The organism is Runella rosea (genome assembly GCF_003325355.1).
GTDB classification, from domain to species: Bacteria; Bacteroidota; Bacteroidia; order Cytophagales; family Spirosomataceae; genus Runella; species Runella rosea.
Genome location: NZ_CP030850.1, coordinates 1,300,023 through 1,326,787, shown reverse-complemented (window position 1 = coordinate 1,326,787; position 26,765 = coordinate 1,300,023). Strand labels below are relative to the sequence as shown.

Genomic DNA, 26,765 nt, shown 5'->3' with positions numbered 1-26,765 from the left:
ATAACGTAACGAATCAAATTGGATGAAAAATTACAAAAAAAATAGACAAGTCGTATCAAATTTACTCATTGAAGATTTTGCATCCGAAGGAAAATGTATTGGAAAGCTAGACGGCGCGGTTGTTTTTGTGGAAGGCAACGTGGCGCCTGGCGATGTAGTTGATGTTGAAATTCTTAGTTTTAAGAAAAAGAAGTTCTACGAAGCACGGGTTATCAAAACGCATTCATTGTCGGAGAAGCGGGCAGAGCCGTTTTGTGAATACTTCGGAACTTGTGGAGGATGTAAGTGGCAGCACATTGGCTATAAAGAGCAGCTTCAGTTTAAATGGCAGCAGGTCAGCGACCACCTACACCGCATCGCCAAGGTACCACTTCCTGAAATTGAGCCTATTTTGCCCTCTGAGAAGACCACTTTTTATCGGAATAAACTGGAATATACTTTTTCTAATTTGCGTTGGTTTACCAATGAAGAAATTGCGAAGGGTGTTGAACTAGAACGCAATGCGTTGGGTTTTCACATTCCCAAGCGCTTTGACCGGATTCTGGACATTGAAAAATGCTTTCTTCAGCCCGACCCTTCTAACGACATTCGCAACCAACTGCGGACGTTTGCGCTTTCGAAAGGGTTTCGTTTTTATGACCAAAAACACAATGTTGGCTTTGTACGTAATGTCATTATCCGAACCGCCAACACGGGCGACGTCATGGTGATTGTGCAGTTTGCGGAGCCGAATCAAGAAGATATTGATGTGACAATGGCTTTCTTGGCCGATACTTTCCCCCAAATCACTTCGCTACAATACATCATCAATACCAAAGGAAACGATTCTTACTACGACCAAACGGCCATTCTTTACGCGGGTAAGCCGTACATTGAAGAACAAATGGAAGGACTGACGTTTAGGGTTGGCCCCAAATCTTTTTATCAAACCAACTCCGACCAAGCCTACGAATTGTACAAAATAGCACGTGACTTTGCGCAGTTGACGGGTAATGAGCACGTTTATGACTTGTATACAGGCACGGGCACCATCGCTAATTTTGTGGCACGGCAGGCCAAAGCCGTGATAGGAGTGGAGTATGTTCCCGAGGCCATTGAAGACGCCAAAATAAATTCAGCCATCAATGGCATTGAGAACACGCGCTTTTATGCCGGCGACATGAAAAACGTGTTGAACGAAGAATTTATCCATCAAAACGGCCACCCCGATGTGGTCATCACTGATCCGCCGCGCGCTGGGATGGATGAACCAGTGGTGCGCACCTTGCTGACGATGGAACCCACAAAAATCGTTTACGTTAGTTGCAACTCCGCCACGCAGGCGCGGGATTTGGCGTGGTTGGATGAAAAATATACTGTACAACGGGTTCGTCCGGTAGATATGTTTCCGCATACGCACCATGTGGAGAATGTGGTGCTGTTGGAGAGAAAGAGGTAGGTCGTTGTTTTACCGTTTAAACCCCCAACGGAAGCCCGGTGGGGGTTTAAGAGTTCACTTTTATCTATCTATCAAATTATGCTTCCAAAAATCTAGATCTTTGTTGTGGGTTTTGGCCGTGACCTTTATGGATAGTTTTAAAATGACCTTCAATTCCGTATGTTTCACAAACGGCTGGTTCGTTTTGTAAGTCCAAAAGCTTGTTTTTTATACTCAGACGCTTTCAGTAAAAAGCGTAGTGTTTACAACAATATTTTTCGTAAAATTATTGCCTCACTTAGTACGCATTCCTAATTGATGCAATAACTGGGCGGCGTCACTCCAATCGATTTCGTGGGGGAGTTTGTTGTTTTTGGCTGCTAAGGCGGCTACCGCTCCGGCGGCTTCGCCCATCGCAACTGCATTGCCCGTGACACGGTAGCTGGCGTGTGCCGTAAAATCTCCGCTGATACAGCGACCCGCCATCATAAGGCCATCGACGTCTTTGGCAATAAGCGCTCGTAGAGGAATATCGTAGGGGATCATCTTGATACCTCCGCGCGAAATGGTTTCTACTTCGTTGGTTTTGCGGTCGGTAGCATGAATGTCCACCCCAAAAGTAGGGCGCGTCACGGCGTCGACATGGCGAGCACCCACTACTAAATCTTCTTTGGTGACGGTATAGCGCCCCTGAATACGACGACCGTCACGGATGCCGATTTGCTCGGGCGTAGCCACGATTTGCATTCCCTCCCACGGGCCGCCGAGTTTGTTGAGACCTCTTACGATATTATATACTTCTGCACGGGCGCGTACCGTAGCGTCGGTGATTTCGGTGGCATCAAATGCTTTGATGTTGTACTCGTGGTTGACCATAATCATCACCAGATTTTCACGAATCAAAAACAAAGTAGGCATTCCATAAGAAGGTGTGATGCCCGCTCGTTTGATTTCTTTCATGAAAGCATTGACGGCAGGAACGTGCCAATTGGCACGTTCGCCTTCGTTGGTATAAAATGAAATGTATTGCTTGAGCGCGGCGGGATCTTTCACTACCGCCAATACATTGAGGGTCAGAGGTTGACAAGGGCAAGTGTCGCCGCCCTTCCCAATTTCCCATGTGTTGCCTGCTTGCGCGCCAAGGTCGCCGTCGCCAGTAGCATCAATAAACACTTTGGCCTTCCATGCTTCTCGACCCGACTTTGATTCGGTAATGGCCGTTGTGAGGCGTTTTTTGTCGCGATAGGCCGCGGCTACTCGGGTGTGTAGAAGAAATTTTACGCCCGCTTCTTGGCACATTTCTTCCAAAAGTAGCTTCATTTCATCGGGGTGGTATACAAACTGATCCGCGATTTTGTTGCGACGCGCGTCTCTTTCGTCGAGTTTGGCTTTGATTTCTTTGGTCAAGCCGGGTTTATTAAAATCAAAAATATAAGTCAGAAGTCCCGCTGTCCATACGCCTCCTAAACAACCATGTATTTCGATGAGTTGGGTTTTGGCACCAGCTCGTGCGGCGGTGATAGCCGCCGATACGCCTGCGGGTCCCGCCCCACATACCATCACATCTACTTCATCTTTGATAGGAAGATTTTGGGCAGGTTCTTTAAATATACTAGCTTCGGGAGATGACGCCTCGGCTGCTTGAGAAAGCAATATAGCTGCACTCGTACTGGCAATGGCCGATTGTAAAAACTTGCGGCGATTGAGATTAAACATGGATGCAAACGTTGCAAAATTATCGTTGGAATTCATGATTTCGATGTTTTGAAAGTGGGGAATTAATAGCCAGGGTTTTGGTCTTTGACAGCGTCAATGGCGGTATTGTAGCCAAGTTCTGATACTGCAATGGGCCACAAATAAGCTTTGTCGGCAATGGTCTTGCTTTTGGAGGCCAAGATGATTTGTTTCGCTTTGCCGGTGCGTTTAAGTTCTAACCATCGTTTGCCTTCGTACTGAAACTCATAGCCTCGTTCTTTGATAATCAAGTCTAAAAAGGAGGGGGTATTGTAGTCTGTCAACTTGAAATCAATCGCAGAAGGGCTGGTCGGAGCCAAGCCATAAGCGCGGCGGTGTACTTGATTGAGGGCTTCTAAGGCGGCGGTCGTAGGCCCGTTGGCGGCTTGACTGGCGGCTTCGGCATAGATGAGCAAAACGTCGGCGTAGCGATACCAAGGCGCGTCGTTGCCTGCACCTGAGCCACCGATTGCGTCAGGGTCGATGAATTTTTTTGACAAAATCGATGTAGCGCCTAAACCGATGTTCCAAGCATACCAAAGGCCTTTTCGGAGGTCTTTGTCGTCCCAGTTTTTATAAACAGGGTTGGTGACATCGCTGTGATGCCCATATACTCCACCTCCGCCGTGAAGTCGCGTACTGGGATGATTTGTGAGCCAAGGCCAAAGATTTCCCTGCCCTGATTGGCGAGAATATTTGAGGTAAAATACTTCTTCGGAAGTGGTGACAACGGTTGGGCCAAAAATCTTCTGAAAGTCTTCGGATGTTTGGACTGCTACCAGCGAAAATTTCTTAGATAGCATCACTTCCTCGGCTTTATCTCGGGCCTCGGCGTAACGTTTAAGTTCTAAATATACGTCAGCGAGTAGCGTTTTGGCGGCCCATTTGGAGGGGCGACCCGATTGAGATATTTGATCGGGAAGGCCAGCTTCAGCCACTTTCAAATCTGCCAAAATAAGGTTATAGACTTCGGCTACGGAGTTGCGTTTTGCATTGATTTCTGTCATGTTAGCCTCGGTTCTGATAGGGATTCCTCCCCAATTCCTGACCAAATGGAAATAATTGAACGCTCTCAAAAATTTTGCTTCCGCGATGTATTTGTCAATGTTCGCCTTGGAAATAGACTTTCCGTTGGGTGCATTTTTTATGACCAAATTAGCATTTCGAATACTGAGATAAAAACCTTCCCATGCTCCAGCCGTGCGGCTAATGTTCACGTTGTCGAGCCCTTGAAAATTGTTCAAAACTGCATAACTGCCACGGCCATACGCATAGTCGATGTGGGCTTCTAAAACAGCGATATACACGCCCATGCCACTGGTGTTGCTGCTGCGTAGCGGTGTATAAATGGCATTGACAGCCGCTTCTACCTCAGCGGCAGTATTGTAGAAGGTTTCAGTAGCGAGCGATTTTGGTTCTTCTTTTAAAATGCTTTCGCAAGAAGATAATACGCAGGCCAACGATAGAAACAAGGTGGATATTTTCGGGAAAACAAAATCTATTTTTTTCATTTTGAATATCTTGTTAGGATGAAATATGAAGTAGGGTCTATTCTCAAAAACCAACCCTCACACCCGCTGTCATAGCTTTAGAGGTAGGGTAACTGTTGTGGTCAAAACCTTGAGCGGTGGAGTTGGCTCCACCATTTGAGTTTACTTCGGGGTCCCACCAAGAGTATTTGGTGAGTGTAAGGAAGTTTTGAGCACTGGCATAAAGCTGTGCCGAACGCATCCATTTTACACCCCAATTTTGAAGAGGGAGGTTATAAGCAATTTGGATGTTTTTAAGGCGCAAGTAAGAACCGTCTTCTACAAAACGATTAGAGACATTGGTACGAGTGGTATTACTCACAATAGGATATTTGGCGTTGGGCGTAGCGGGCGTCCAGTGATTGAAATACACTTCGCGCGGCATGTTGAGCCCATAGCCAAAATCAACGGTGTTGTTGATCGAACTCGTATTAAAGATGTCATTGCCTTGGGTACCTTGTAAGAAGATACTCAATTCGATATTTCGGAACGACCAGTTAGAAGTGATACCATAAATAAAATTAGGGTTGGGGTTGCCGATGTAGGTTTTATCTAACACCGTGATACTACCGTCACCGTTGATATCCTTGTATCTGATTTTGCCTTTGTCGTCGTAGCCATCTTCGATGTATCCCCAAAAACGCCCCAAAGGCTGACCTTCACGAAGGATGTTACGATTATCTGTGATGGCAGAAATATCTACAAAGCCACCCAAAATATCTTGCCCACCGTAAAGTTTGAGGATTTTGTTGCGGTTAAAAGAAATGTTGGTATTGATGTGCCACTTCAATGCGCCCGTCAAAACATTGGCGTTGAGTCCTAACTCAAATCCTTTGTTTTGGATTTCACCGATGTTTTGAATGGTACTTGTGAAACCCAGAGAAGAGGGCAACTGAACCGTATTGAGTAAATCTCGGGTATTTTTGATGTAATAATCCGCCGTAATTAAGAAGCGGTTGTTGAGGATACCGACGTCGAGGCCAATGTCTTTTTGTTCAGTAGTTTCCCATTTCAAATTTCCGGGGAGCACCGTACCGGGAGCATAAGTAGTGAAAAGAGCATCATCAAAAACGGTTTTTCCCGAAAAAAGTTGGTTGAGCGTAGCATAAGGGCCGATGGCTTGGCTACCCGTCAGTCCCCAGCTTGCGCGTAGTTTGAGATCAGAGATGAAGGTATTGTTTTTCAAAAATTCTTCGTTCGAAATACGCCATGCCACCGCTGCCGACGGGAAATACCCCCATTTGTTGCCTTCGCTGTACTTGGAAGAGCCATCTACCCGAAAGCTCATGGTGGCTAAGTACTTACTGTCATACGAATAATTGAGCCGCCCCAAATAAGACAAAAGCTTGGATTGGGAATAACTAGAACTTGGGATGCCTGGTGTGTTGGCTGCACCCAAGTCGTAGGTTTGACTTGTATTACTTAGAAAACCCACTCCATTGCCTCCCAAAGAAGTACTCAGGAAATCTTGATAAGTAAAACCAACTACTGCCGAAATATTGTGTTTTTGTTGGAGGGTTTTGAGATAACTGACGGTATTCTCACTCAAAAAACTGGTAAACTGACTCGTACTTATTCCTGCACTGCCTTGCGAATTGATGAAATTGTTGGTGGTGTAAGAATCGGTACGGTCGTCCATGTTTTCGATACCACCCGACACTTTGATGGTCAATTCGGGGATTGGATTATAAATAAAAGCTGCATTGGTCAATATCCTGTTTCCTTTAGTTTGGTTACTTTGCTCGTTGAGAGGATTGATGGGGTTTACGAGTAGGGCACTGATAAAGGAATAGGCCGTGCCAAAAATGCGGTAAGTACCATCATCATTGTAAGGAGAAAGGATAGGAGGAGAAGACACCGCCGCCGAAATCAGCGACCCGCCTCGGTTGCCCCCCTGACTGTTTTGGGCTTGGGTCATAATCCGAGTCAGGGTACTGGCTAGATTGAAGGTGAATTTTTTGCTGATGATATGATTGATGTTGGTTCGGAGCGAATAGCGATTGTAATTACTTTCTCGGATGATACCCTCCTGCCCAAAAGCACTTCCCGACACCGAAAACTGGGTTTTTTCGTTTCCACCACTGATGTTGAGTGACATGGTTTTCATGGGAGCTTTCTGAAACACAAAGTCTTGCCAATCAAAACCCTCGCCAAAGGAATCGATTTGAGTCTGTGTGAAATAGGGGCGAATGCCGTCGTTGGCAGCTTGTTTATTGTAGAAGGTGGCATACTCGCGCGCATTCATCAAGTCCAGTTTTCTGCGGAGTGTTTGTGAACTATAGCTTGTCTCAAAATCTACATTGGTTTCTCCTGCTTTACCTCGTTTGGTAGTAATCAACACTACTCCATTAGCACCTCGTGAGCCGTAAATGGCTGTTGCAGAGGCATCTTTCAGAATTTCTATGCTTTCAATATCCACATTGTTAAGTACCGTTGGATTGCTCCCAGATGTTGGAAATCCATCTACTACATAAAGAGGTTCGTTGCTTCCCTGAATTGAGTTCGTGCCTCTGATGCGTACACTTACTCCGCCCCCAGGTGAGCCGTTATTTTGGGTAACCTGCACACCTGCCGCCCGTCCAGATAAGGACTGTAATACGTTAGCGGTCGGAAAGGCATTTAATTCTTTAGATTTTACCTGTGCGACTGAACCAGTCAAGTCGCTTTTTTTGACAGTTCCGTAACCTACTACTACTACTTCATTCAGTGCCTTAATGTCTGTTTTGAGGCTAATGTTGATTTGGCTTTGATTGCCAACAACCAGTTCTTGAGATAAATACCCTACATACGAAAACACCAAAATAGCTTTTTCGTCAGGTACGTCTATTTTATATTTTCCACTGGCATCGGTCGTTGTACCTTTCTGCGTTCCTTTCACTATAACACTCACACCTGGCAAGCCCGCCCCGTTTTCGTCGGTGACGGTCCCCATAACCGTTTGAGCCAATTGGATGTCGAGGGTAGTTGGAACGGGCTTGGGCTCAGATGCTTCGGGTTCGTTTCCCAAGACACGACGCACCAAAACGATTTTGTTGGCTTTGATGACTTGGTAGCTGATTTGTCGAGGGGTGAGAATGCGCTGCAATACCGATTCTAAAGTCTCGTCTTTGATGTCAATGGTCAGCTTTTCGTCGGTGGCGATTACACCTTTTTGGTAAGAAAAAACAACATTCGCTTTTCGCTCAATGCTTTTGAGCACAGCTTTGATATCCGCGTTTTTCAGATTGAGTGTAATTTTTTCCTGAAGCCGTTCTTGGCCAAAGGTATTTTCCGCAAAACTGAGGGTAGTCAGCAGACAAACGAGCAGTAACGGGGTGAGGGTGATTTTCATAAGGCAGAAAATCTCTTTTCTGGTAAAGAAATTTGACATAATTTTGATTGTTTTTGTTTTGGAAAAGGCAAGACACGAAAACGCGGTGCTTCGTACACACCTGCGGATTCAGCAAGGGAAAGGTGTTACAGCATCTTTCCCCTTTTTTTGATTTTGAGGTTTAAGGGATTTTTGGTTAACCTATTTATTGGATTTAATGACAAATGATTTACTTACAGCCTGTCGATTCGATAATAATCTGGGCATCAATCTCTTTGTAAGCCGCGCCTATGGTCTGACAAATCACTTCGAGTTGGTCGTACAGAGAATCATCACTAATGGTGGTGGTCAAAATACAGTCGGAAAGCGCGTCTTCGTTGTAGCGTATTTCAACGCCAAACAATTTTTCCAGTTCTTCAAACACCTCGGCTACTTGAACTTCTTCAAATTGTCTTTTTACAAGTGGGCTTTGTGCGATAATGGGGACAGGTACTTCTACCAAACTTCGGTTCAATAGTTCATTTGTTCGGTTGAAAACGGCCTGTTGGTTGGGTAACAAGAGCAGTCCTTTGGTTTCGGGGTCAGCGATGTCTATGCGATTTTGTTTAAATACCGACACCCTGCCCGTCTGTACTTTTACCGTTACCTGTTTGCCATTTTCTAAGGCATATACTCTAAAACTTGTCCCCAATACTTTAGTAATCAGTTCGTTTGCGTAGACATAAAACGGTTTGGCAGGATTTTCGGCTACTTCAAAAAACGCTTCTCCGCTCAGTACTACTTCGCGGCGTTTGGTTTCAAAATGCACGGGAAAACTCAGGCGGCTTCCCTTTTCCAAATGTACCATTGTGCCGTCTTCGAGGCGTATTTTTTTGGTGGTTTGACCGTTGTTTACCACTTCTTGACGCGGGCTTTTTTCTTCGATAACGGCTATCAAATCTTGATAACTGACTTGGTGGTCGGGTTGTCTCGTAGTCCAGAGCCACGCTAAGCCGACCAACACTGCCAAACTTGCTGCGTACTTAAAGACATTGGTTTGCCAAAACTTGCGCTCAAAAATAGTTTCTTCCTCATCTGGTTCGGTAATAATGGCTTCAATGCTGGCCCAAACAGCTTTTTGATTGAGAGCGGGGGTATTTTGCGCTTCGGCTGATTTGACGCCTAAAATCAGTTGCTGCGCCTGCTTAATTTCGTCGGCTTTGGCAGGGTATTTTTTCAGAAATTCCTGCCAAAAAGAGTCTTCTTCCTGAAACAACACCCACCGCACAAACGAGTCGTTGTGCATGAAGTCGTTGGGTTGAAAATGGTCATAGTTCATGTGATCGAAAACTTAAAAGGTGACTAATTAATAAGGTGGGATATTTGTAAAAACAGCAGTAAAAGTGGGGGTATCCCTCTGATAGTGAGGCGTAACACACTGTATGCCTTAAAAAGTAGATTGCTGACCGACTGCTTGCTGAGGCTCATAAGTTGGGTCATTTCATCGAGACTCATGCCGTGATAAAAGCGCAGATTGATGGCTTCTTGCTGGCGTTGACTTAGTTGGGCAATGGCCTTTGCAACGGCCTGCGTTTGGGTGATATGAGTTTCCTGTTCAATCGATTGTTGTTCCGACGAAAATGCCACCAAAAAATCAAGGAAATCGTTGATGTCTTCAGACGTTTCGAGTAAGTCGTTGCGGGTGTTACGGATTACTTGATGGCGTAAAGCCCGAAATAAGTAAAATTTTACGCTATCTACGTCGGCAAGATGCTGTCGGCGTCGCCATACATCCACAAAAACGTCTTGAATGGCGTCTTCGAGTTGTTGTTTGTCGGTGCAGTACCGATAGCCGTAGTTGGCCAGTACCTCGAAGTAACGGTTATACAACTGCTCAAACGCCCGCACGTCGCCTTTTTTAAAAGCAATCCAAAGGGTTGTTTCGTCGGTGTTGTTTTGGAAGGTTCTGTTCATGTCTTTTACAAACACTTCGTTATCTGCTTGGCATATTACTATTTATTCTCCAACGAGTCATAAATCTGTTATAAGTACAGGTACAAGGTTTATGAAAAAATACCCTTTATTCAGAAATATTTTTTTTAGAAAATACAAAAAGCATCAACATTAGGTAAATAGAACGGAGGGCTGTTGTAAGACACGAGCGATGGCGCATAAAAACAAATCCCCAACGGAAGCCCGCCGGGGATTAATGCTGTTCATTACCTATCTTTTTTTAACTCAAAAACTTCTATTATTGATACGTTAACCACGCGGTAGCCTCACAATTTTTATCGGCCTTAAATCGTACCCACCGGGCTTGAAAAGCATCAGGGAAGGTGTACTCAAAAGTTTCGCCGGGCTTCACTGTCACTTGTTTAAAGTTCATCCAAGGGCCGTGACCGATGGGTTCTACCTGAATGGTGAACGTAATTGTTTGCTTGGCGTTGTGAGAAAGTTTGAGGCTTTTTTTGTCATAAAATCCAATCAAATACGCATCCGAAGGAGTGTCAGCGGTTACTTGACTGTTTTTCCACGGACCGCCTTGACCTACTGGCTTGCCTAATTTCCAAAGGTCGTCGATGGTACCCGCCCATACTTTGGCTTTTCCGTCGTTTGAGGCGATAATGTGCTCATTGGCAGCCGTTTGGTTGTCGAGGCCTGTCATGACCAATAAGCCACGGTACGACGCATAATCATGTACACTGAGCGAGTGCGAGGCCACGGGCCTGATTTTAGCAAAACCGTCGGCATTTTCGGCGGGCAATTCGTAGAATGTCCCGTGGGCGTTCAATAAATCACGTTCGGTGGCCACTTCTCGGCAAATGCGGAGCGAAGCATTATGGGTTTTGTTGGTAAATGCCTCATTTCCTTTGGGCAATCTCCATCTTCTGCCGCTGTCGTCAATGATAAGCACGGAGGCTTCGTCCACCGTAATAACTTCTTTGGGAATGGCAAACTTGTCGCGGATAAACTGCGCCGTTTTTGGGTCTTCCTTTTTGACCAAATTCATGGCGCTGTCCAATTCGTAGTAGCCGTTTTCGGTGAATTTTCCGTTGGAGAATTGACCCGCCAAAAGGCCCATCGCCCGGCGATTGTCGCCCAAGCCATACATGAGTCCTCCGGAGTAATTTGCAGAACGGATGTTGGTCAATCCGTTGAACATTTTGTCGGCGGTTGGTTGAAAGCGGGAAGCATCGCTGTAGTTAAAATTGACGGTTGCGGTGGTGGCGAGGTTGCTTTTTACGCGAATCCATTCCCCAGTTTCATTGGCGGTAAAAGTCACGGCAACGCTTTGACCTGCTGGAGTTTCTACCGTACGCAACGATTTCCAATTGCCTTTGCCGTCGATATCTGTTTCAAAACTGAAGCTAACGTTCTGATTTCCTGCATTATGAACCCATGCCATTCGTTTGTTCCAACCCGCAAAAAGAAAAGGTTCAGAAACGGCATTGGCCTCAATTTTTTCGGCAAGCCAAACGGCTCCCTGCGCGGTGTTGGGGCCTAATTCGTCAGGTGTATTGAACGAAGTGAACCAAAGATTGGAGTTGGATTGTCCGGGGCCTTCGATGTTTCCTTTGGTCTTACGTTTGTTCAAAAACTCTTTTTGGGCCGAGTCGTCGCAACCAAAAACCAGTTGGTTATTCCAGCGTGCAAAGTCACCAATGACTTTTAAGTAAGACGAGCGCGGACGAATACCGGCGGTGTTTTTGGACGTAAACGTTTGGGGGAAACGCCAAAATAGTCCGTGCATGGTCATTAGATAATCAGGTTTGTCGGCGGTACCGATGTCGCGGATGCGGGGCCATTCGGTGTTCCAGCCGTGGGCGCCGTCGTAGCTATGACTGGTTTTAGGGAGCCTGAAAAAAGACCATTTCCCACCATCACGTACGCCTAATAAAACCGATTTATGGTCCCAGCCCGTAGCCCAAATCGGGTCGGTGTCGGTGTTTTTGTTGCCATAAATGCCACCCGGTCCAGTTACTTCAACAAACTGATTACGACGCACGACCTTCCAATCTTTGCCGTTCCATTCGGCCAACACGCCCGCTTCAATGTCAAATTGTTTCAGCGCCTGTGGGCCTGATTCACCGTTGTTGGAATAGACCATTACTCCCTGCCCAGAATAGACGCCTTTGCCGTGTGCGCCCGGAAGCAGTAGTCCATTGTGGTTGTTGGAAGTATCCTCTCCCTTCTTTTCTTTGACGTTGCCGTCTTGGTACAGCTGTTTGGTTTTTAGGGTTTTTACGTCCATTTCGTAAAAACCTTCTTCCATGGTAGCAATCAGGATTTTGCTTTGCGGGTCGGTCAATCCCCGCGCCAAACCCGTGTAGCGACCAGGGGCTTGCGTGTACGGAATGGTACGCACGTTGCGCTGCGCGTTGATGGCGTAGGGGCCGATAAACAATTGATTGCTTTCGGTATGAATCATGCGGTTGGCGGGTGTTCCTCCCGTACTTTCGGGCCGAATGGTTCGCTGCAAACTGGGCGTGATCTCATAGAGTTTATCTGATGAACCAAAAGGTAAATGTGGCCCGTAGGTAATCACCCAAAGGCGGTCAGCCCAAGGCACCACCGCACCTGTTCCGCACTCGCCTTCGTTGTTGTAATAGGCGAGGTGTGGATAAATGCCGCTGAATTGAGGGTAGGAGGTTTTGGGTTGAGCTTGGGTGGTTGAGCCAATAAGCAGTAGCCCCATTGCTATTCCTGCCCAAATAAAGGCGATTTTATATGTATTCATTGTGAACTTTGAATTCCTTATTTAGTTAAATGTTGAGTTCTAACTTACGGATATGGGTTGTAAATACTGAGACTAATACCCGTCGTTTTGCTTCATGTTAGGATTGATTTGGATTTCGGAGGTAGGAATTGGCCACAAATACTGGCGGTCGTTCCAAGTAGTAGGCACTAGATTTTTGATGAGACCCGTTTTTTCCATTTCACTAAAGTCGGGTGTACCGTCTTCGTCAATTTTTGGAGTGCCTGCAAAAAACCAAAGATTTTTATCCACTACTTTAGACCGTAAATCAACGGGGTCGAGCATACCGTAAATTGGTCGGTTAAGCACTTTGCCCGCAATGCCCCAGCGTATAATGTCCATGTAGCGAAGCCCTTCGAAAGCCAATTCCATGCGGCGTTCTAGGCGTAACTCACGACGTAGCTCAGCTTGGTTGGTGGTGGTAATGGCGGGGTAAGCAGTAGTGGCCGAAAGCGCGGCTTTGTAGGCCCTTGCCCGCACCATGTTGATGGCGTCCAGTACCGATTTGTCAATTTGATTTTGTTCAATTTTAGCTTCGGCATACATCAACAATACATCGGCATAACGGACGATAATCTGCTCTGGCTCAATCAAACGGCCATTGAGCAGCCACGAATCGTCAACGCCTTTTTTCCAAATCAACCCATTAAAAGACGCAAACTGCGCGTTGGCTCGGTTATCATTGTTCGTTACTTTGGTGTTGGTGCTGATGCGCGTCACTTGCAGAGCGTTGGGGTGGGGGTCATAAATAAAGCCTAAATGCGGCTGTCCAAACTCCACGATGGTAGCAGTGCAACGCGGGTCACGATTTTTGAAGGGGTTACGAGGATCATACAGTGGCGACTTATCAATGGTTTTTCCGTCGGTACAGAGGTAAGAACAAAACAAATCCCAAGTAGGATTGGCTGCCGCAAAGCCCCCTGAGTTGCGACTGATGATGTCGGAGGTAGGGCCTGTGCTTACTTTCAACTCCAACGAACGCGGTATTGAAAAAATAATCTCTTTTGCGTTTTTGGTGCTCTGCAAAAACAAATTGCCGTAGTCGGAGTGCAGCGTGTACTGGTTTAAGTCCATGCAGGCTTTGGCGGCATCGCTGGCTACTTTAAAATCTTTTTCGTAGAGGGCAAAGCGTGCTTTTAAGGCCATTGCTACGCCTTTGGTGGCGCGCTTCACGGCCGACGCGGCATAACTGGTCGGTAAGTTTGCAATGGCAAAATCGAAATCCTCGTAGATTTTTGTGATGACCGTTTTTTTGTCGGTACGGCCTTTGGTGTAAGCGTCTTCGATACTGATAACATCGTCGCTATAAACTACATCGCCAAATTTATTGACCAGCTTGGCATACTGCGCTGCGCGATGAAAACGAGCTTCAGCCAAGTAAATATCCAATTTAGCTTGGTTTACTTTTGCTTTTGTTACCGCGCTGTTCAGGGCCACAATGGCTCTATTGGCACGAGCAATGGCTTTGTAAGAATTGCGCCAAAGGGTGGTCGAAAATGCCCACTGACTTGTCACCGTTCCTGATTTGATGGGCGTAAGGGTTTGGCGATAAAAGCCATCATCAGAAAGATAATTGATACTCATTCCGTCTTCATCCCATTGCCAAAAATCAATGCGATAGAGGTCATTGAGTGCCAACTGAATCTCAGTTTCGTTAGAATACCACTTTTCGGCCGAAGGCTCGGCTAACGGATATAGATCCAGTGAATTTTGGCAGGAAGCCAACAATAGTAAGCTTAGTGCTGTGCTGTATATCTTATTTTTCATTGTGAGTCAGAGAATTATATTAAAAACCAATCGTAAAACCTCCTAAAACCGTCGACACAATGCCCATTCCCTCGGGGTCCCAACCTTTAGGATATTTGTTGAGCGAGAAAACATCGGTGGCATTGATGTAAAAACGGATGTTGTTTGACATGATTTTCCGTGAAATATTCTGGGGAATCGTGTAGCCTAAAGTGATGTTTTTTAGACGAAAATACCCTCCGTTAAACAACCAAAAATCAGACATTGCGCGGTTCAGTCCTTTGTTGGTTTCGGTAAATCTTGGGTATTTGGCCGCTAAATTTTGGTCAGCAGTATTGTTCATACTCCAAGTGCTGCCGTCCATATACACAGGAAATACACCCCAGTTTTCGGCGTTGTAATCGGTATACGAAAGTAGCGATGTGTTTTGATAGCCGATGCCTTGAAAAGTAACCCCCAAATCAAACCCGTTGTAATCCAACTTAAAGTTACCGCCATACATCCATTGTGGCTGCGAACTGCCGAGCAGTATTCGGTCGTATTCGGGGGAGATTCTCCCGTCGGGCACGCCGTTGGGGCCGCTGATGTCGGTGTATTTCATGTCGCCCACTTTTACGTTTGTATTGAGTTTGGGAGAGTTATTGACATCTTCTTGGGTTTGGTAAATCCCTTCAGAGCGGTAGCCGTACCATTCGTCAAACTGACTGCCTTTTCTCTTGATTCGGTCGCCGATAAACTCCGTACCACCCAAATCGCCCATAACCGACTGAAATTGAGAGAGGTTCAGGGATGCCGAATACCTTAGCTTACCGATGTTGTCGGTCCAGCCAAGGTCAAGGTCGATGCCTTTGGTGGTCATCACGCCTGTATTTTGGTTGGGGTTTTCGAATCCAACAAAAATCGGAATCTGCAATGCCAGCAGCATGTCTTTGGTTTCTTTGTAATACACATCGGCGGTGAGGCGCAAGCGGTTTTTTAAGAAATACGCGTCAAGCCCTAAATCCGTCGATGCCGTTTTTTCCCAAGAAATATCTTGAATGGCATACTGCACTTGGGCGGCGGTTTGTTGGGCGGTTACGAGGTTGTTTTGATAAAACAGCGCATTACTAAAGTTCATGATTCCAACTGACGGATAGTTTCCGATGCGCTCGTTGCCCAGCGTCCCCCAAGAAGCCCGAAGTTTGAGGAAAGAAACAAGGTTTTGTCTTTTGAAAAAGTCCTCCTCGCTGATCACCCAACCCGCCGAAACCGAAGGAAATGTACCCCAGCGATAATTGGCGTTGAAGCGTGATGAACCATCACGACGGACATTGGTCTGAATCAAATATTTGTCTTTATAGCTATACGTCAGACGCCCAAAATAAGAACGGTAGGCCGTTTCGAAAGCCGAGCCAAAATTATCCCTAAAAGCCGCTGGTCCTTGATTGAGGTAAGGGTATGTATCAAAAAGGTACTGGTCACGAGAAGCGCCCATTGATTCGCCTTTGAAATAATAATTTTCGTAGCCAGCTAAGGCGGTAAAATCATGGTTGCCAACGGTTTTGAGGTAGTTGGCCAAAAGCTGAGTCGTAATACTGTAATTGGTCGTGCGATTTTCGTCTAAGCGGGTGGTAAGGCCGCCGCCAATTAGCGATACAAGGTATTGGTTAGGGTCGTTGGCGGCATAAATATCTACCTTTTTGTTGAAGCGTTTTTGGTTGTTAAAGTCAAAAATCGGCGCGATGATTCCCGAAAGTTTCAAGCCTTCAATGGGTTTGATGTCAAGCGCCAGTCGACCTCCCACTTGATTGTAAGTGTTGCGATCGGTGCCGCCGTATTTAACCTTAGCATACACGTTTTCGCCCGCTTTTCCGTCGGCAATGCGGCCATCAGCCCAGATTGCCGGATAAATAGGCGAAGAAATCCGAGTACGATACAATGGGTCACTGGCCGTAGGATCTAAGGCATTGGTTCTTTTGAAGTTAAAATCGACCGTACCGCCAATCAGTTTATTGATGGTAAAATCGTTGTTTGACCGAACAAAAATCCGATTGTAGTTTTTGTTGTCGTAAAAACCACCTACTTTTTCATAACGCACTGAGGCGTTGGACTTTACAAACTTAGACCCGCCAATGACACTGATACTGTGAGCTTCTCTGGGAGCGATTTTGTTCAATGTCAATGCCATCCAATCGGTATCGGGGTATTTGTCGGGGTCAGAAAGGTGTTTTTGGTTATAATCCGTCAATAAATCTTGGCTAAAAGTGGGGAAGCGATTGGCACCGTTGCCTGCATCGTTCCAGCGGAGTTCGTTGACAAGCTCCATATAGCGCTGCGATCGCATATAATCGGGCAACTGCGTAGGCGTATCAAATCCATTTTCGTAGCTGTATTGAATAGAGGCTTGGTCGGTTTTGGCTCTTTTGGTGGTAATCAAAATCACACCCGAAGCCGCCCGGGAGCCATATATTGAAGCCGAGGCCGCATCTTTGAGCACCGATAAGTTTTCGATGTCGTTGGGGTTTACCTGATTTACATCGCTCACTGGCACACCATCCACAATCACCAACGGGTCAGAATTGCCAATCGTGGTGACTCCCCGAATACGGATGGTCGCCCCGCCCATGGCACCATTGGCCCCGTTGCGGGTCACCATTACACCCGACATAGCTCCTTGGAGGGCTTGTGCCACCTGGGTTTCTTTACGCTCCTTAAACATATCGCTGGTGATAGTCGACACGGCTCCAGTCAGGTCTTTTTTTCGCTGAACTCCGTAGCCAACGACGACCACCTCTTCGAGCGCTTTGGTGTCGAGTTTTAGCGATACATTGAGTGTAGTCTGGCTACCGATTTTTATTTCTTGGGAAAGGTAGCCTACAAATGAAAAAACCAGTACCTCATTATTGTCCGACAGCGCCAGTTTGTACTTCCCGACGGCATCGGTGGTTGTACCGCGTTGGGTGCCTTTGATGAGTACGCTCACGCCCGGCAATCCCTGCCCGTTTTCGTCGGTTACAGTTCCCGTCACGATTGATTCGGTCAGTTGATATTCCAACGATTTTGTGGGTAGGTCATTTTCCCAAAGCCCCGTTGTGGAGGCGTTGTCTTTTCGTAAAACAATGCGATTGCTGACCTGTATGTGTTTGATTTTTAGAGGTTTTAGAAGGCGGGTTAGTACGCTCGACAATGGTTCGTTGGAGGCGTTGATCGTTACGGGGCGGTCGAGTTGTAAGGCCCTCGAATTGAAGGAAAATTTCACCTGTGCCTCTTTTTCGAGTTGGAGCAGTACTTTTTCCAAAGCTATATCCGAAACATTCACACTTACCTTTCGGTCAAGCATACTTTGACCCTTTACTGGGGTGGCCATTGCAATGCTCGAAAACACGATGGCCAAGGTGAGTTGTAGGAGTGACGTTTGCACAATTCGATATAGTAATCGTTTGTTGGTCAATGTTTTTTTCATACTTTTGACTTGTTTTTAGTTAATACTTTTTACGGAGGTATTGGCAAAATCCTCCCCGTGCCCTTTGCAGAGGGCATGTCAACTGAACACGTTAGGGGAAGCATCGGGCGTCGAATATGTAGCAGCATTTCGACGCTTTTTTGTGGGTAAGCAGGGGTATTTTTAGGTCATAGGCAGCAAATGTCGGGGTTAGTTACATCCTTCTGATAAAATCGTGATTCGGTTGCCGTTCATTTCATAACGGGTCATGTTGCCCAAACTCTCGCAAATAATCTTGAGTTTTTCGGGCAGAGGTTGGTCGCTGAGGGAAGTTGTAAGATAGCAGTCTTTCAATTTCTCCTGCGGATAGTCAATCTCTACCAGATACGCCTGCTCAATGGTTTTCAAGATTTGGGCAACGGGAACATCTGAAAATTCAAAACTCAGTTGTTCGATGGCGATAACTGATTGTGCCTCAGGTTTTTCGAGGGTTAAATCCGTTATTTTTTCGAAAGTAAGCTTTTTCCGCGCAAACCGAACTCCCTGATTCGGCAACAATTGCACCGTTTCAGGGTTCAGCTGCGTGATGGCTTGGTTGGAGCTGACGTTTACTTTTCCCGTTCTAACCACCACTTCCACGTTGGGTTGGTCGGTGTAGGCTTTTACCCGAAAACTCGTCCCGATGACCTTGGTGACAATCTCGTTGGCAAAAACGAAAAAGGGCTTCTTCGGATTTTTGCTGATTTCAAAAAAGCCTTCGCCCGACAAATACACTTTGCGTTCGTCGCCTTCAAAGCTTTTTGGATAGCTGAGCTTACTTTTGGGCTGAAGCAGTACCGAGCTGCCGTCAGAAAGGGTAATCAACTGCGGTTTATGGGTGTTATTGGCCTGTTCAATCAGTCCTTGGATATCTTGGTTGATGAGTTGGGTGTAGGTAAGTGTATCCTGCGTCAATGTTTGGCGCTTAAGCAACCACCCCAACGCGAGTCCCAATACCAAAACCGCCGCAATACTGCGCCAGCCCGTACGACGCCAAAGCGGAATCGAAGGCACAGCAGTTTCCTTTTCAATGGATTTTATTTTGTCACGGGATGCCTGTAACGCAGCGGCAACTTCGGATGAAGAAAGGGTTGATTCCTGAACCCGGGTAGCTAATACCCACAACCGAGCTTCGGCCACGAGTTTGGCCCGTTGGGGGTTTTCTACCGTCCATTCTTCCCAATTATCCCGTTCTTTTCCTTCCCGAACCCATTTTTGGAACGATTCGTCGGCCAGAAAATCTTCAATTTTTTTATAATGGTTGCGTTGCTGCATCTGAAAAAGAGTTTCAGACACAGAGAGGACAGCTTTGCGGGGCAATACTCACTAACGTGGTACTTTTTTTTGAAAAATTTAAAGTATTCTCGAAAAGAGCAGAAAAAGAAGCGTTAAATCACCCTTCCATTCTTTGCGGAGGTGTTGGATGCAACGGTGAAGTAGATTGGAAACCGACTGGTGATTGATATCGAGCATCTCACCGATTTGCTCAATCGTTAGCCCCTGATGGTAGCGGAGATAGAGCGCTTCTTTTTGCCGGGGAGGTAAGGCGTTAATCAGTCGATTGAGCTGAGAAACCTGAGCCGAGGTTTCTTCGTCGGCAATGAGTTGGTCTTCAATGGAAAAATCCAACGAAAATTGCACAGCATCCAACGGCGCAGTTTGGCGAAAAATAGTATCACGCTCGTGCAAACGGGCAATGCGCTTCCTGACGCTTGAGAGCAGGTAGGCTTTGATTACCACATTGTCGCTCAGGGTGTTGCGGTAAAGCCAAAGGTTTACAAACACATCCTGAACGCAATCCTGCACCCGTTCGGGGTAAGAACTCAACGAATTTCCGTAGTTAATCAATGAACGATAATACCGCTCAAACAAGACAGAGAAAGCCAATTCATCGCCTAATTTGAGGCGCTGCCAGAGAGTTTCGTCAGTGAGTGAGGGGTTTACCACAAAAAATACGGGTTGAATTTTACCTAAAATTCAACAAAAGTAGGAATAAATTAAACTTTATGGAGATTTTTAAATTATTTCATTGGGAGATGTCGGGTGGAATCGGTGCCTCTCAAGGGGAAACAGGCATACTATTTTTGGACAAATTTATTTTTCGGCCCGTATCCAACGCCCTCCCTTGGTTGCCAATTTGATTTGGGTGAGGTTGACATTTTCGCCAGTAACGGCGTCGGTAATACGTTTGTACTTTAAATTTTTGAAAGTAAGCGCAACCGTTTTGGCGGCCGATTCATTCAATAAAAAATAATGGTCGGCTTCGGCAGCGGCAAGGCGATACACGAGGGCATTGGGGCAGGCGTAGGGGGAAGAATAGCCACCAAGGGTGTATTCTAAAACAGGTAGTGAAGCCTTTGCAGAATTTTCAAACGCATTGAGTGATGCCTGAAAGCCCAGTAAGATTCCCTTGCCTTTGCCGAGAGAATGTTCCAAAACGGCGGGTTTGCCATTGTCGTACCTTTCTGCCACGCGCGCCGTGGTAGCCGTTGAGTTGATGGTAAAACCCTGTACTTCTTTACCCGCTATTCTGAGTTGTCGATTGGTGCCTGAAAATTGAAAATCATCAATCGTGGCACCGAAAAGCTGCTCAAAATCAGAGCCTTTACCCGTCGGAAGGTTAACGGTATTTTCGTCGTACCAGCCCGAAGGTAAGTCCATGACCAAGCGCCCGCCTTCCTGCACGTATTTTTTCAACAGGGGCAATAGTTCTTTTCGCATCGTGAGCATAGCGGGTAAATACAGCACTTTGTAGCGCGGGCCCAAGCCTTTGAATAGATCGTTTGGCGTAAGGTATTCAAAAGGTATGTTATTAGTCATTAACATATTGCTGATGCCGATTCGGGCTTTGACGGGCTGAAATCGGAAATCTTCGCGTCCAGGAATGCTCATGGCACCCCAAGTGGCTTCATTTTCCCAGTCGTACAGGATACCTACGAGCGGCTCTTTGTGGGCGTTCCAGAGTTCAAAACGGTATTTTTGCATGGCTTTTCCCAATGAGCCGATGGCAACGGCGCGGTCGGTGATTTGTCCGTTTCGGTCCAGTAAACTATACTCACCGCCTTCTTTGCCCGCGCTTCGTGAGTTCCAGCACCAAATGCCGAATCCTTTGAAGCCCGCGGCCAACTGACTGAAATAGAGCTGCATCAGTTCATCAGGGCCGACGTAATAAGAATTGTTGTGTCCCGGATTTTTTTCACCATCCATTTGCATCGGCCCGCCAGTACTTTCCCAACCGCCCGTCCAGCCGCCTTTATTGAAGTCGTTCATCAATGACGCCTGCTGGTAGAGCGACTTAGTGATTTCCCCTTTGACGAGATTATAATGCCATGAAAAGTGCATGGAAGGATAAAAAGAGCCGTACTGCGTCAGCACGTCGGTGATGCCTTCCATATCTACTCCGTACCATGCAAAAGGGTGAAAAACAGCCAATTCACCACCGCCACGATAGGGCGCATTGGCATCAAAACGATTGAACTGTGTGGCAGATTCGCGGATACGACCCAAATTGTGTTCCACCTTAAATCGGTAAATGTCTTTGACGTGATTGTACTCACGGCTCGTGAGCATACGCCAATTTTTCGCCACATCCTCCCAGTCACTGAATACCCGCTGTTCGTTCAAGAAAAGCCCAGCATGGTACTGATTCCAAGCTTGGTTCAAATTTTCTACGGTGTGGTAACGCTTTTTGAGCCATTCCAAAAACAAGGCTTCCCCTTTGGTACTAAGTTCCACTCCGCGCCCGCCGATTTCGGGGTCGTAGGCCACACTCGTAACCCGCATGAATTTTTTGTCGGCACTGTTTTGGATGTATTTTTCTGTATTTTGGATTCGTTTTTTGGCCACTTCTTTTTGGTAATTGACCATTTTAGGGTGCTGCAAGATGTCGCTCATTGACAGGATTTTAGCAATGCCGAGCTGTTCCAAAAGGGTAGGGGTGATCTCTTCGTAGCCGCCTTCGCCGTACCACCACGGCATGATACCTTCTTCCAACGCTATCAAGGAAATTTGCTCAATGGTCCAGGTCGGTAAGGGCATGATTTGTTTCAGGGCGTTGAAGCCCAGCTTTTTCATGTTTTGGAAATGCACCCGCATCTCTTTCTCGCCTTCGTTGGGTTGCTGCAGGTACACGACTCCCGCTGGCATGGGCGCCAACTTTCTAAATTTTTGCTGCATGGGTGCGTCGTGCAGTGCGTCGTACAGCTTGTGCAGGTACGGGTCGTTTTGAGCGAAAATTGGTATAGAGACACTGAAAATCAGAAATATAACGGATAGACAGGGTGATAATTTCATGATTATAAGACTTAAGGTTGAGCTTTAACGGCATAAAATGTACCTCCTTTGGGCGGAGCATCGGGGCGGAGAAAAACGTTAGGTTTCCCAAATTCGGTCGTAACCTGATAGATTGCGTTGGGTTGAGCCGAGCCCATTTTTCGGTTGTAGCCAGCTACGCCTTTGGAAATGACAGTGTTGTTGAACAGCAGATTTTCGGGACCGGGCGGGCGGTGTTTGTCGGGTGCTCCGATGCCGATGGCGTCCCAACTGTGCCAAACGGGCGTGGCGATGCGACACTGCTCTACCAAATTATGGCCATGGTCTTGGTCGTGAAAGTTGACATCTACTTCAAAATCACAGCGATAGACCACGTTATAAGCCGCGCCAGGGTTCATAATGGCAAAGTGGCGGATTCGGCGTACCTTTTCGTTGTAAAACAGGCAGTATTTCGACCCCCAACAACCGTAGTAGCCCCCGTGAAAAGAGTCCTTTTTGACGTACGCCCGATCCATGAAGTTATTGCGACAGGTGATGTGCTCACAATTGCCCAAACCGAGCGGATGCGTACCAGCCCACAGAAAATTACAGTTGTCCACCCACGAATTGCGGCTGTTTCTAAAAATAACCAAGTGTACAAATAGTGTAGTGTCGCGGGTTTCGTGTTCATGAAAAACCCGACGGTCCCACGCGGCATTGAAATCGGATTTGTCGTAAGGTTCAAAATCAACGGCGGCGTACCGAAAAGTCAGGTCTTCCAATCCCACCCGTTCGGCATTGTTTATTTCAAATGCTACGAGGTGTTTTTGGTCGGTGGCGTATTTGAAAAACATCTTTTTCATCACCACCTTTAGCACCGTTTGGTCTTTGTTTTCGCCGCGCAATACGACGTTTGATTTTAGAAAAATTGTTTTGGAAATAACGTATTCGCCCTTTTTAAGTAAAATAACTCCGCCGCCCTGTGCCGCTACTTCATCAATCGCCTCCTGTAAATTGTTCTGTGGCGTAATCGTTTTTTGGATTTTTAACGTACTTCTCAACGGAATTCCTCCCTGCACGCCTGCTTTAGCCCATTCTTTCATGTCGGGAAAGCGCGGGTCAAAGCTTGTTTCGTCAAAAATTTGCCCAGCATCACCGATTTGGTGTTGGGCAAGGCTAAAAATCGGTAAGAATAAGTAAACGAGTAAGAATTTCATGTGTGTGTGGTTGTGCCAGTTAAGAAAAGCTCAGCAGTGCTTTTGTCGAAATTCAAAATAATAGGCTATTACTTCTTCGGGGGCTTCGTTTTGGGGGTAATGCCCTGCACCTTCAATGATTACAACGTCAGGATTGGGAATCATTTGTTGGTAATAATCAGCCAAATGCCTTCCCGAAACAGGGTCTTCTGGACCGTTGATAAGACGAAGCGGGATGGAGGTTTGTTGTAAAACACCCACCCAGCGTTCGCGATTTTGTCGGCGGTCTTCGATATAATTAATGAGTTTATGAAACAACCGATGACCGTTTTGGTACTGAATGGTTTCCCAGAATCCATCCATCTCTAAATCATCAATTCCTTTAGGGCCATAGAGCTTCTCGAACGATTTTTTCAATCGGGCTTTGTTGTTGAATTTTGTGAGTAGCACTCCCAACGGGCTTTTCATCAATTTTTGAACCAATAGAGCCCGGTGCATTTCCGGGAAAAGTCCACCGTTCAAAAAGCAAACTGACTTGATGATAGGAAACGACCTTGATTCGGGAGCCTGTGTTTCGTTTTTTCGATCTTCCCAACGGGCCAATAGCTCCTGTGCCACCGTATTTCCATAATCATGTACCAATAAATGACATTGGTTAATCTGCAAGTGATTCATCAGCGCCTCAAACAGGTCGGCTTGGTCATGGATGGAATAAGAGTAACGATGGGGTTTGTCCGATAATCCAAATCCAATCATATCAAAACCAATAACTCGGTATTTTTCAGCGAGTTGGTCCCAAATTCGATACCAATCCCAAGAGGAAGTGGGAAACCCGTGAATAAGAACTAATGTTTCACCCTGCCCTTCGGTTCGGTAAAAGATTTGATGGGTTTTGTAAGTGAAATGGCTACCGGTAGCGTGCCATTGTCGGGGAGTAATCATTTGAGAAAAATTTATTCAGCAAGGACAATCGGTCCTTGCTGAATAAGCGGTTTGGGGTTCATCTATACTTCCAGTGAATTCATGGCTGTTAATAGAATTACTGTTTGGCATAGGTCGCCGTAAATACAATTAATCGCCCGCCCCAAGACGCGTTCTGGGTTTGGTTGGCGGTTGTAATAGGTACTATCGGCACGTTGACATTTCCCTGCGTGCTAAACGTAATGATCATTTGGCGGTCGGTGAGTGACGTAATAGTCGGTGAATAATTGGCGTAAGTCGCTGAGGTATAGACGGGCGTACCGGCGGCGTTGGGGGCTACGGTTCCGTGAAAAACAAAATCGTAGTTCCAACGACTGATTTGGCCGCGTGTATAGGTCGGACGACCAATACGGAGCAACGTAGCTTCCTGACCTTCATCGTTGACTTTCACCAATGAAAAATTCCCCTGTTGACGAATGCCTCGATTGGCCAGCCAAAACGTATCGGCGGTAGCAGTGCGGGCGGCCAGATAAAGCGTATCGGTAAAGGGCATAACGGGGTTGGCACGTCCAGCCACCAACAGCGGAGCGGTACTCGGCGTGACGGTGACGACGGTGTCGCGGGAGCGAGGTACCAGCCCTACCTGATACTTCATCGCAAGCGAGACAGGCACCCAAACGCCCTTGATTTGGTCGCGCAAGGATGTATCATTTGACAACGTAGGAAAAGGAGGATTTTCGCACGCCCAGAATGACGAAACCAGTAGCAGGGCGCAACAAACGGCCAAAATCGGATGAGCTATTTTCATGTTTTTAATTCGTTTTTTAATCATTTTGAACCAGTAAAGGATTGCGGTCAATCATCGTTTGCGGTACCAAAAACACCAACAAACGACTATTCCAGGGCACTTCGTTACAGTTGCCCAAGGCACAATCTACACCGCTTGGTGAGGCAGGGCGGTCGCCGGGGTTAAGCGGTTGTTTCAGTCTTTTGATGTTGTGAATCCGATTGCCTTCGCTGAAAGTTTCGCGGACAAATTCCGTTCTGATTTCTTCCAACAGGTTTGCGGGAGCAGAGGTCAATGCCGCCAAACCTGCCCGGGTCCGTACGGCATTTAGGTCGGCCAAGGCTAAAGCCGTATTGCCTTTACGTTGGTTCATTTCGGCGCGCATCAATAAAAATTCGGCAGAACGAAAGAGTACAATGTTGGAATTGACTCCCTGTACAGGCCCTAAGTTGGCAGTCCCCAATGAACCCCATTTTTTCGAAAACCAAAGCCGATTAGGGCTGTTCCAAGCCGTTGCGGCGGTAGTAGCCTGCGTGGTGTCCAAGAGGGTTCGGTAACGCAAATCTCGCTGACGGTCAAAGTCGGCCAAGGTTTTAAAGCGTTGGCTCATACGTAAGTTAGGCCCCGAAGTGAGGTTGTTGACATTGGCCAATTGAGCAGCAGTATAAACACTTTGAAGGGTATAATGCGTACGCAAAGGTGCTCCGTTGGTGGTACGGGAGTTGCGTCCCACGACGTTGACGAGTTCAAAAATAACTTCATCACGATTAGCAGAATTGGTGCTTGGCAAAATACCGGTACGCTGGAAAAGTTGCGCCAACATCTGATTGCCGGGTACCAACGGAAAACGATTGGCGTTGCCCTGTCCGAGCAAACGGTTACACACTGCCAGACAACTGTCCACGTTGTCCTGCTGCCAATAGACCCGTGCCATCAGGGCAAGCGCGGCGTATTTATTGGCGCGTGGCTGCATGTCGGGTAGGTGTTGTGCAGGGTTATAATTTTCGGGTAGAAGTCGTTCGGCAATGCGCAAATCGTTCAAAACGCTGTCGTAAGCGGCCTTAACGCTCAAACGAGGATAGGCCAAATCGCCAAACTCCGACACTGATTTGTAATTTCCGACGGGGCCAGGATGCGAATTGTCGGGGGTATGGCCCCATGGATAACCTATGAGACGTGTTTGTTCAAAAATACACAGTGCACGTACAAAACGGGCATCGCCTTCGATACGACCTTTTTGGAGGTTGATGTCCTTGCGGGGGTCGGCTTCGCCTGGGGTTTGTACCTGATTGCTTTGCAGAATTTCCAGCACGTTGTTGGCGTTGTTCAGACCAAAGGTGGACCATTGCAAAAATTCCGCCTGATACCCGTAATCTTCCTCGCGGTGAGTCCAAGTGTAAACCCTTGACGAGCGACTTGGGCTGTTGCGGTAATTGACGTTATTAACGGCTACTAAATCGCCAAATGTTTCTCCAATGACAAGCGCATTGCCGCCAAAGGCCACTTCTCGGGCGATGCCCGAATAAGCTCCCGTCATCAAAATATCTAATTCTTGTACCGTGCGCACATTTTGTGCTTGGATGAGGGTTTTGGAAGAAACCTCGTCTAAGTATTTATCGCAGGAAACACTGCCGATTGCTACGGCAATCATTCCCATAATGCTATATGTCTTTTTCATG

16 protein-coding genes are annotated in these 26,765 nt (G+C 46.7%); 1 reads left to right on the top strand and 15 read right to left on the bottom strand.

All coding sequences use genetic code 11. The features are described from left to right. Positions 1-22: 22 nt before the first annotated feature. Positions 23-1,438 carry a 23S rRNA (uracil(1939)-C(5))-methyltransferase RlmD gene (gene rlmD, locus DR864_RS05650; RefSeq protein WP_114066039.1) on the top strand — a complete coding sequence of 472 codons (1,416 nt, stop codon included), beginning with the start codon at positions 23-25 and terminating at the stop codon, positions 1,436-1,438. Positions 1,439-1,711: 273 nt separating this feature from the next. Here rlmD and DR864_RS05645 read toward each other — a convergent pair whose 3' ends face one another. The 15 genes from DR864_RS05645 to DR864_RS05575 all read right to left on the bottom strand — a co-directional run bounded on the left by DR864_RS05645 (position 1,712) and on the right by DR864_RS05575 (position 26,764). Beyond that, the gene (locus tag DR864_RS05645; RefSeq protein WP_114066038.1) at positions 1,712-3,169 is read right to left on the bottom strand and encodes an FAD-dependent oxidoreductase; all 1,458 of its coding nucleotides are present in this window, start codon (positions 3,167-3,169) and stop codon (positions 1,712-1,714) included. Between the two features lie 26 nt (positions 3,170-3,195). Then, positions 3,196-4,662 carry a RagB/SusD family nutrient uptake outer membrane protein gene (locus DR864_RS05640; RefSeq protein ID WP_114066037.1) on the bottom strand — a complete coding sequence of 489 codons (1,467 nt, stop codon included), beginning with the start codon at positions 4,660-4,662 and terminating at the stop codon, positions 3,196-3,198. A 43-nt stretch (positions 4,663-4,705) separates the two neighbouring features. After that, positions 4,706-8,011, bottom strand: coding sequence for a SusC/RagA family TonB-linked outer membrane protein (locus DR864_RS05635; protein ID WP_114066036.1), 3,306 nt, complete (start codon positions 8,009-8,011; stop codon positions 4,706-4,708). Between the two features lie 208 nt (positions 8,012-8,219). Next, complete coding sequence (locus DR864_RS05630; RefSeq protein ID WP_114066035.1) at positions 8,220-9,308, bottom strand: FecR family protein; 1,089 nt, start codon at positions 9,306-9,308, stop codon at positions 8,220-8,222. A 23-nt stretch (positions 9,309-9,331) separates the two neighbouring features. Next, positions 9,332-9,943, bottom strand: a complete 612-nt coding sequence (locus DR864_RS05625; protein ID WP_114066034.1) for an RNA polymerase sigma factor — start codon at positions 9,941-9,943, stop codon at positions 9,332-9,334. Between the two features lie 277 nt (positions 9,944-10,220). Further along, positions 10,221-12,707: a hypothetical protein gene (locus DR864_RS05620; protein WP_114066033.1), complete on the bottom strand. Its 2,487-nt coding sequence runs from the start codon at positions 12,705-12,707 to the stop codon at positions 10,221-10,223. Between the two features lie 72 nt (positions 12,708-12,779). Further along, on the bottom strand, positions 12,780-14,492 hold the full coding sequence (locus tag DR864_RS05615; protein ID WP_114066032.1) for a RagB/SusD family nutrient uptake outer membrane protein: 1,713 nt from the start codon (positions 14,490-14,492) through the stop codon (positions 12,780-12,782). 19 nt (positions 14,493-14,511) lie between these two features. Then, positions 14,512-17,913 (bottom strand): SusC/RagA family TonB-linked outer membrane protein, encoded by a 3,402-nt coding sequence (locus DR864_RS05610; protein WP_114066031.1) that lies wholly within the window; start codon positions 17,911-17,913, stop codon positions 14,512-14,514. A gap of 189 nt (positions 17,914-18,102) precedes the next feature. After that, a complete protein-coding gene (locus DR864_RS05605) occupies positions 18,103-19,206 on the bottom strand; it encodes a FecR family protein (protein WP_114066030.1) in 1,104 nt (367 codons plus the stop codon). 78 nt (positions 19,207-19,284) lie between these two features. Then, complete coding sequence (locus DR864_RS05600) at positions 19,285-19,878, bottom strand: RNA polymerase sigma factor (protein WP_114066029.1); 594 nt, start codon at positions 19,876-19,878, stop codon at positions 19,285-19,287. A 147-nt stretch (positions 19,879-20,025) separates the two neighbouring features. Beyond that, a complete protein-coding gene (locus DR864_RS05595; protein WP_114066028.1) occupies positions 20,026-22,224 on the bottom strand; it encodes a beta-galactosidase trimerization domain-containing protein in 2,199 nt (732 codons plus the stop codon). An 11-nt stretch (positions 22,225-22,235) separates the two neighbouring features. Beyond that, the gene (locus tag DR864_RS05590; protein WP_114066027.1) at positions 22,236-23,399 is read right to left on the bottom strand and encodes a right-handed parallel beta-helix repeat-containing protein; all 1,164 of its coding nucleotides are present in this window, start codon (positions 23,397-23,399) and stop codon (positions 22,236-22,238) included. Between the two features lie 30 nt (positions 23,400-23,429). Continuing rightward, a complete protein-coding gene (locus tag DR864_RS05585; protein ID WP_114066026.1) occupies positions 23,430-24,320 on the bottom strand; it encodes an alpha/beta fold hydrolase in 891 nt (296 codons plus the stop codon). Between the two features lie 97 nt (positions 24,321-24,417). Beyond that, the gene (locus DR864_RS05580; protein ID WP_114070166.1) at positions 24,418-25,107 is read right to left on the bottom strand and encodes a hypothetical protein; all 690 of its coding nucleotides are present in this window, start codon (positions 25,105-25,107) and stop codon (positions 24,418-24,420) included. Between the two features lie 16 nt (positions 25,108-25,123). Next, on the bottom strand, positions 25,124-26,764 hold the full coding sequence (locus DR864_RS05575) for a RagB/SusD family nutrient uptake outer membrane protein (protein WP_114066025.1): 1,641 nt from the start codon (positions 26,762-26,764) through the stop codon (positions 25,124-25,126). Between the last annotated feature and the right edge of the window lies 1 nt (position 26,765).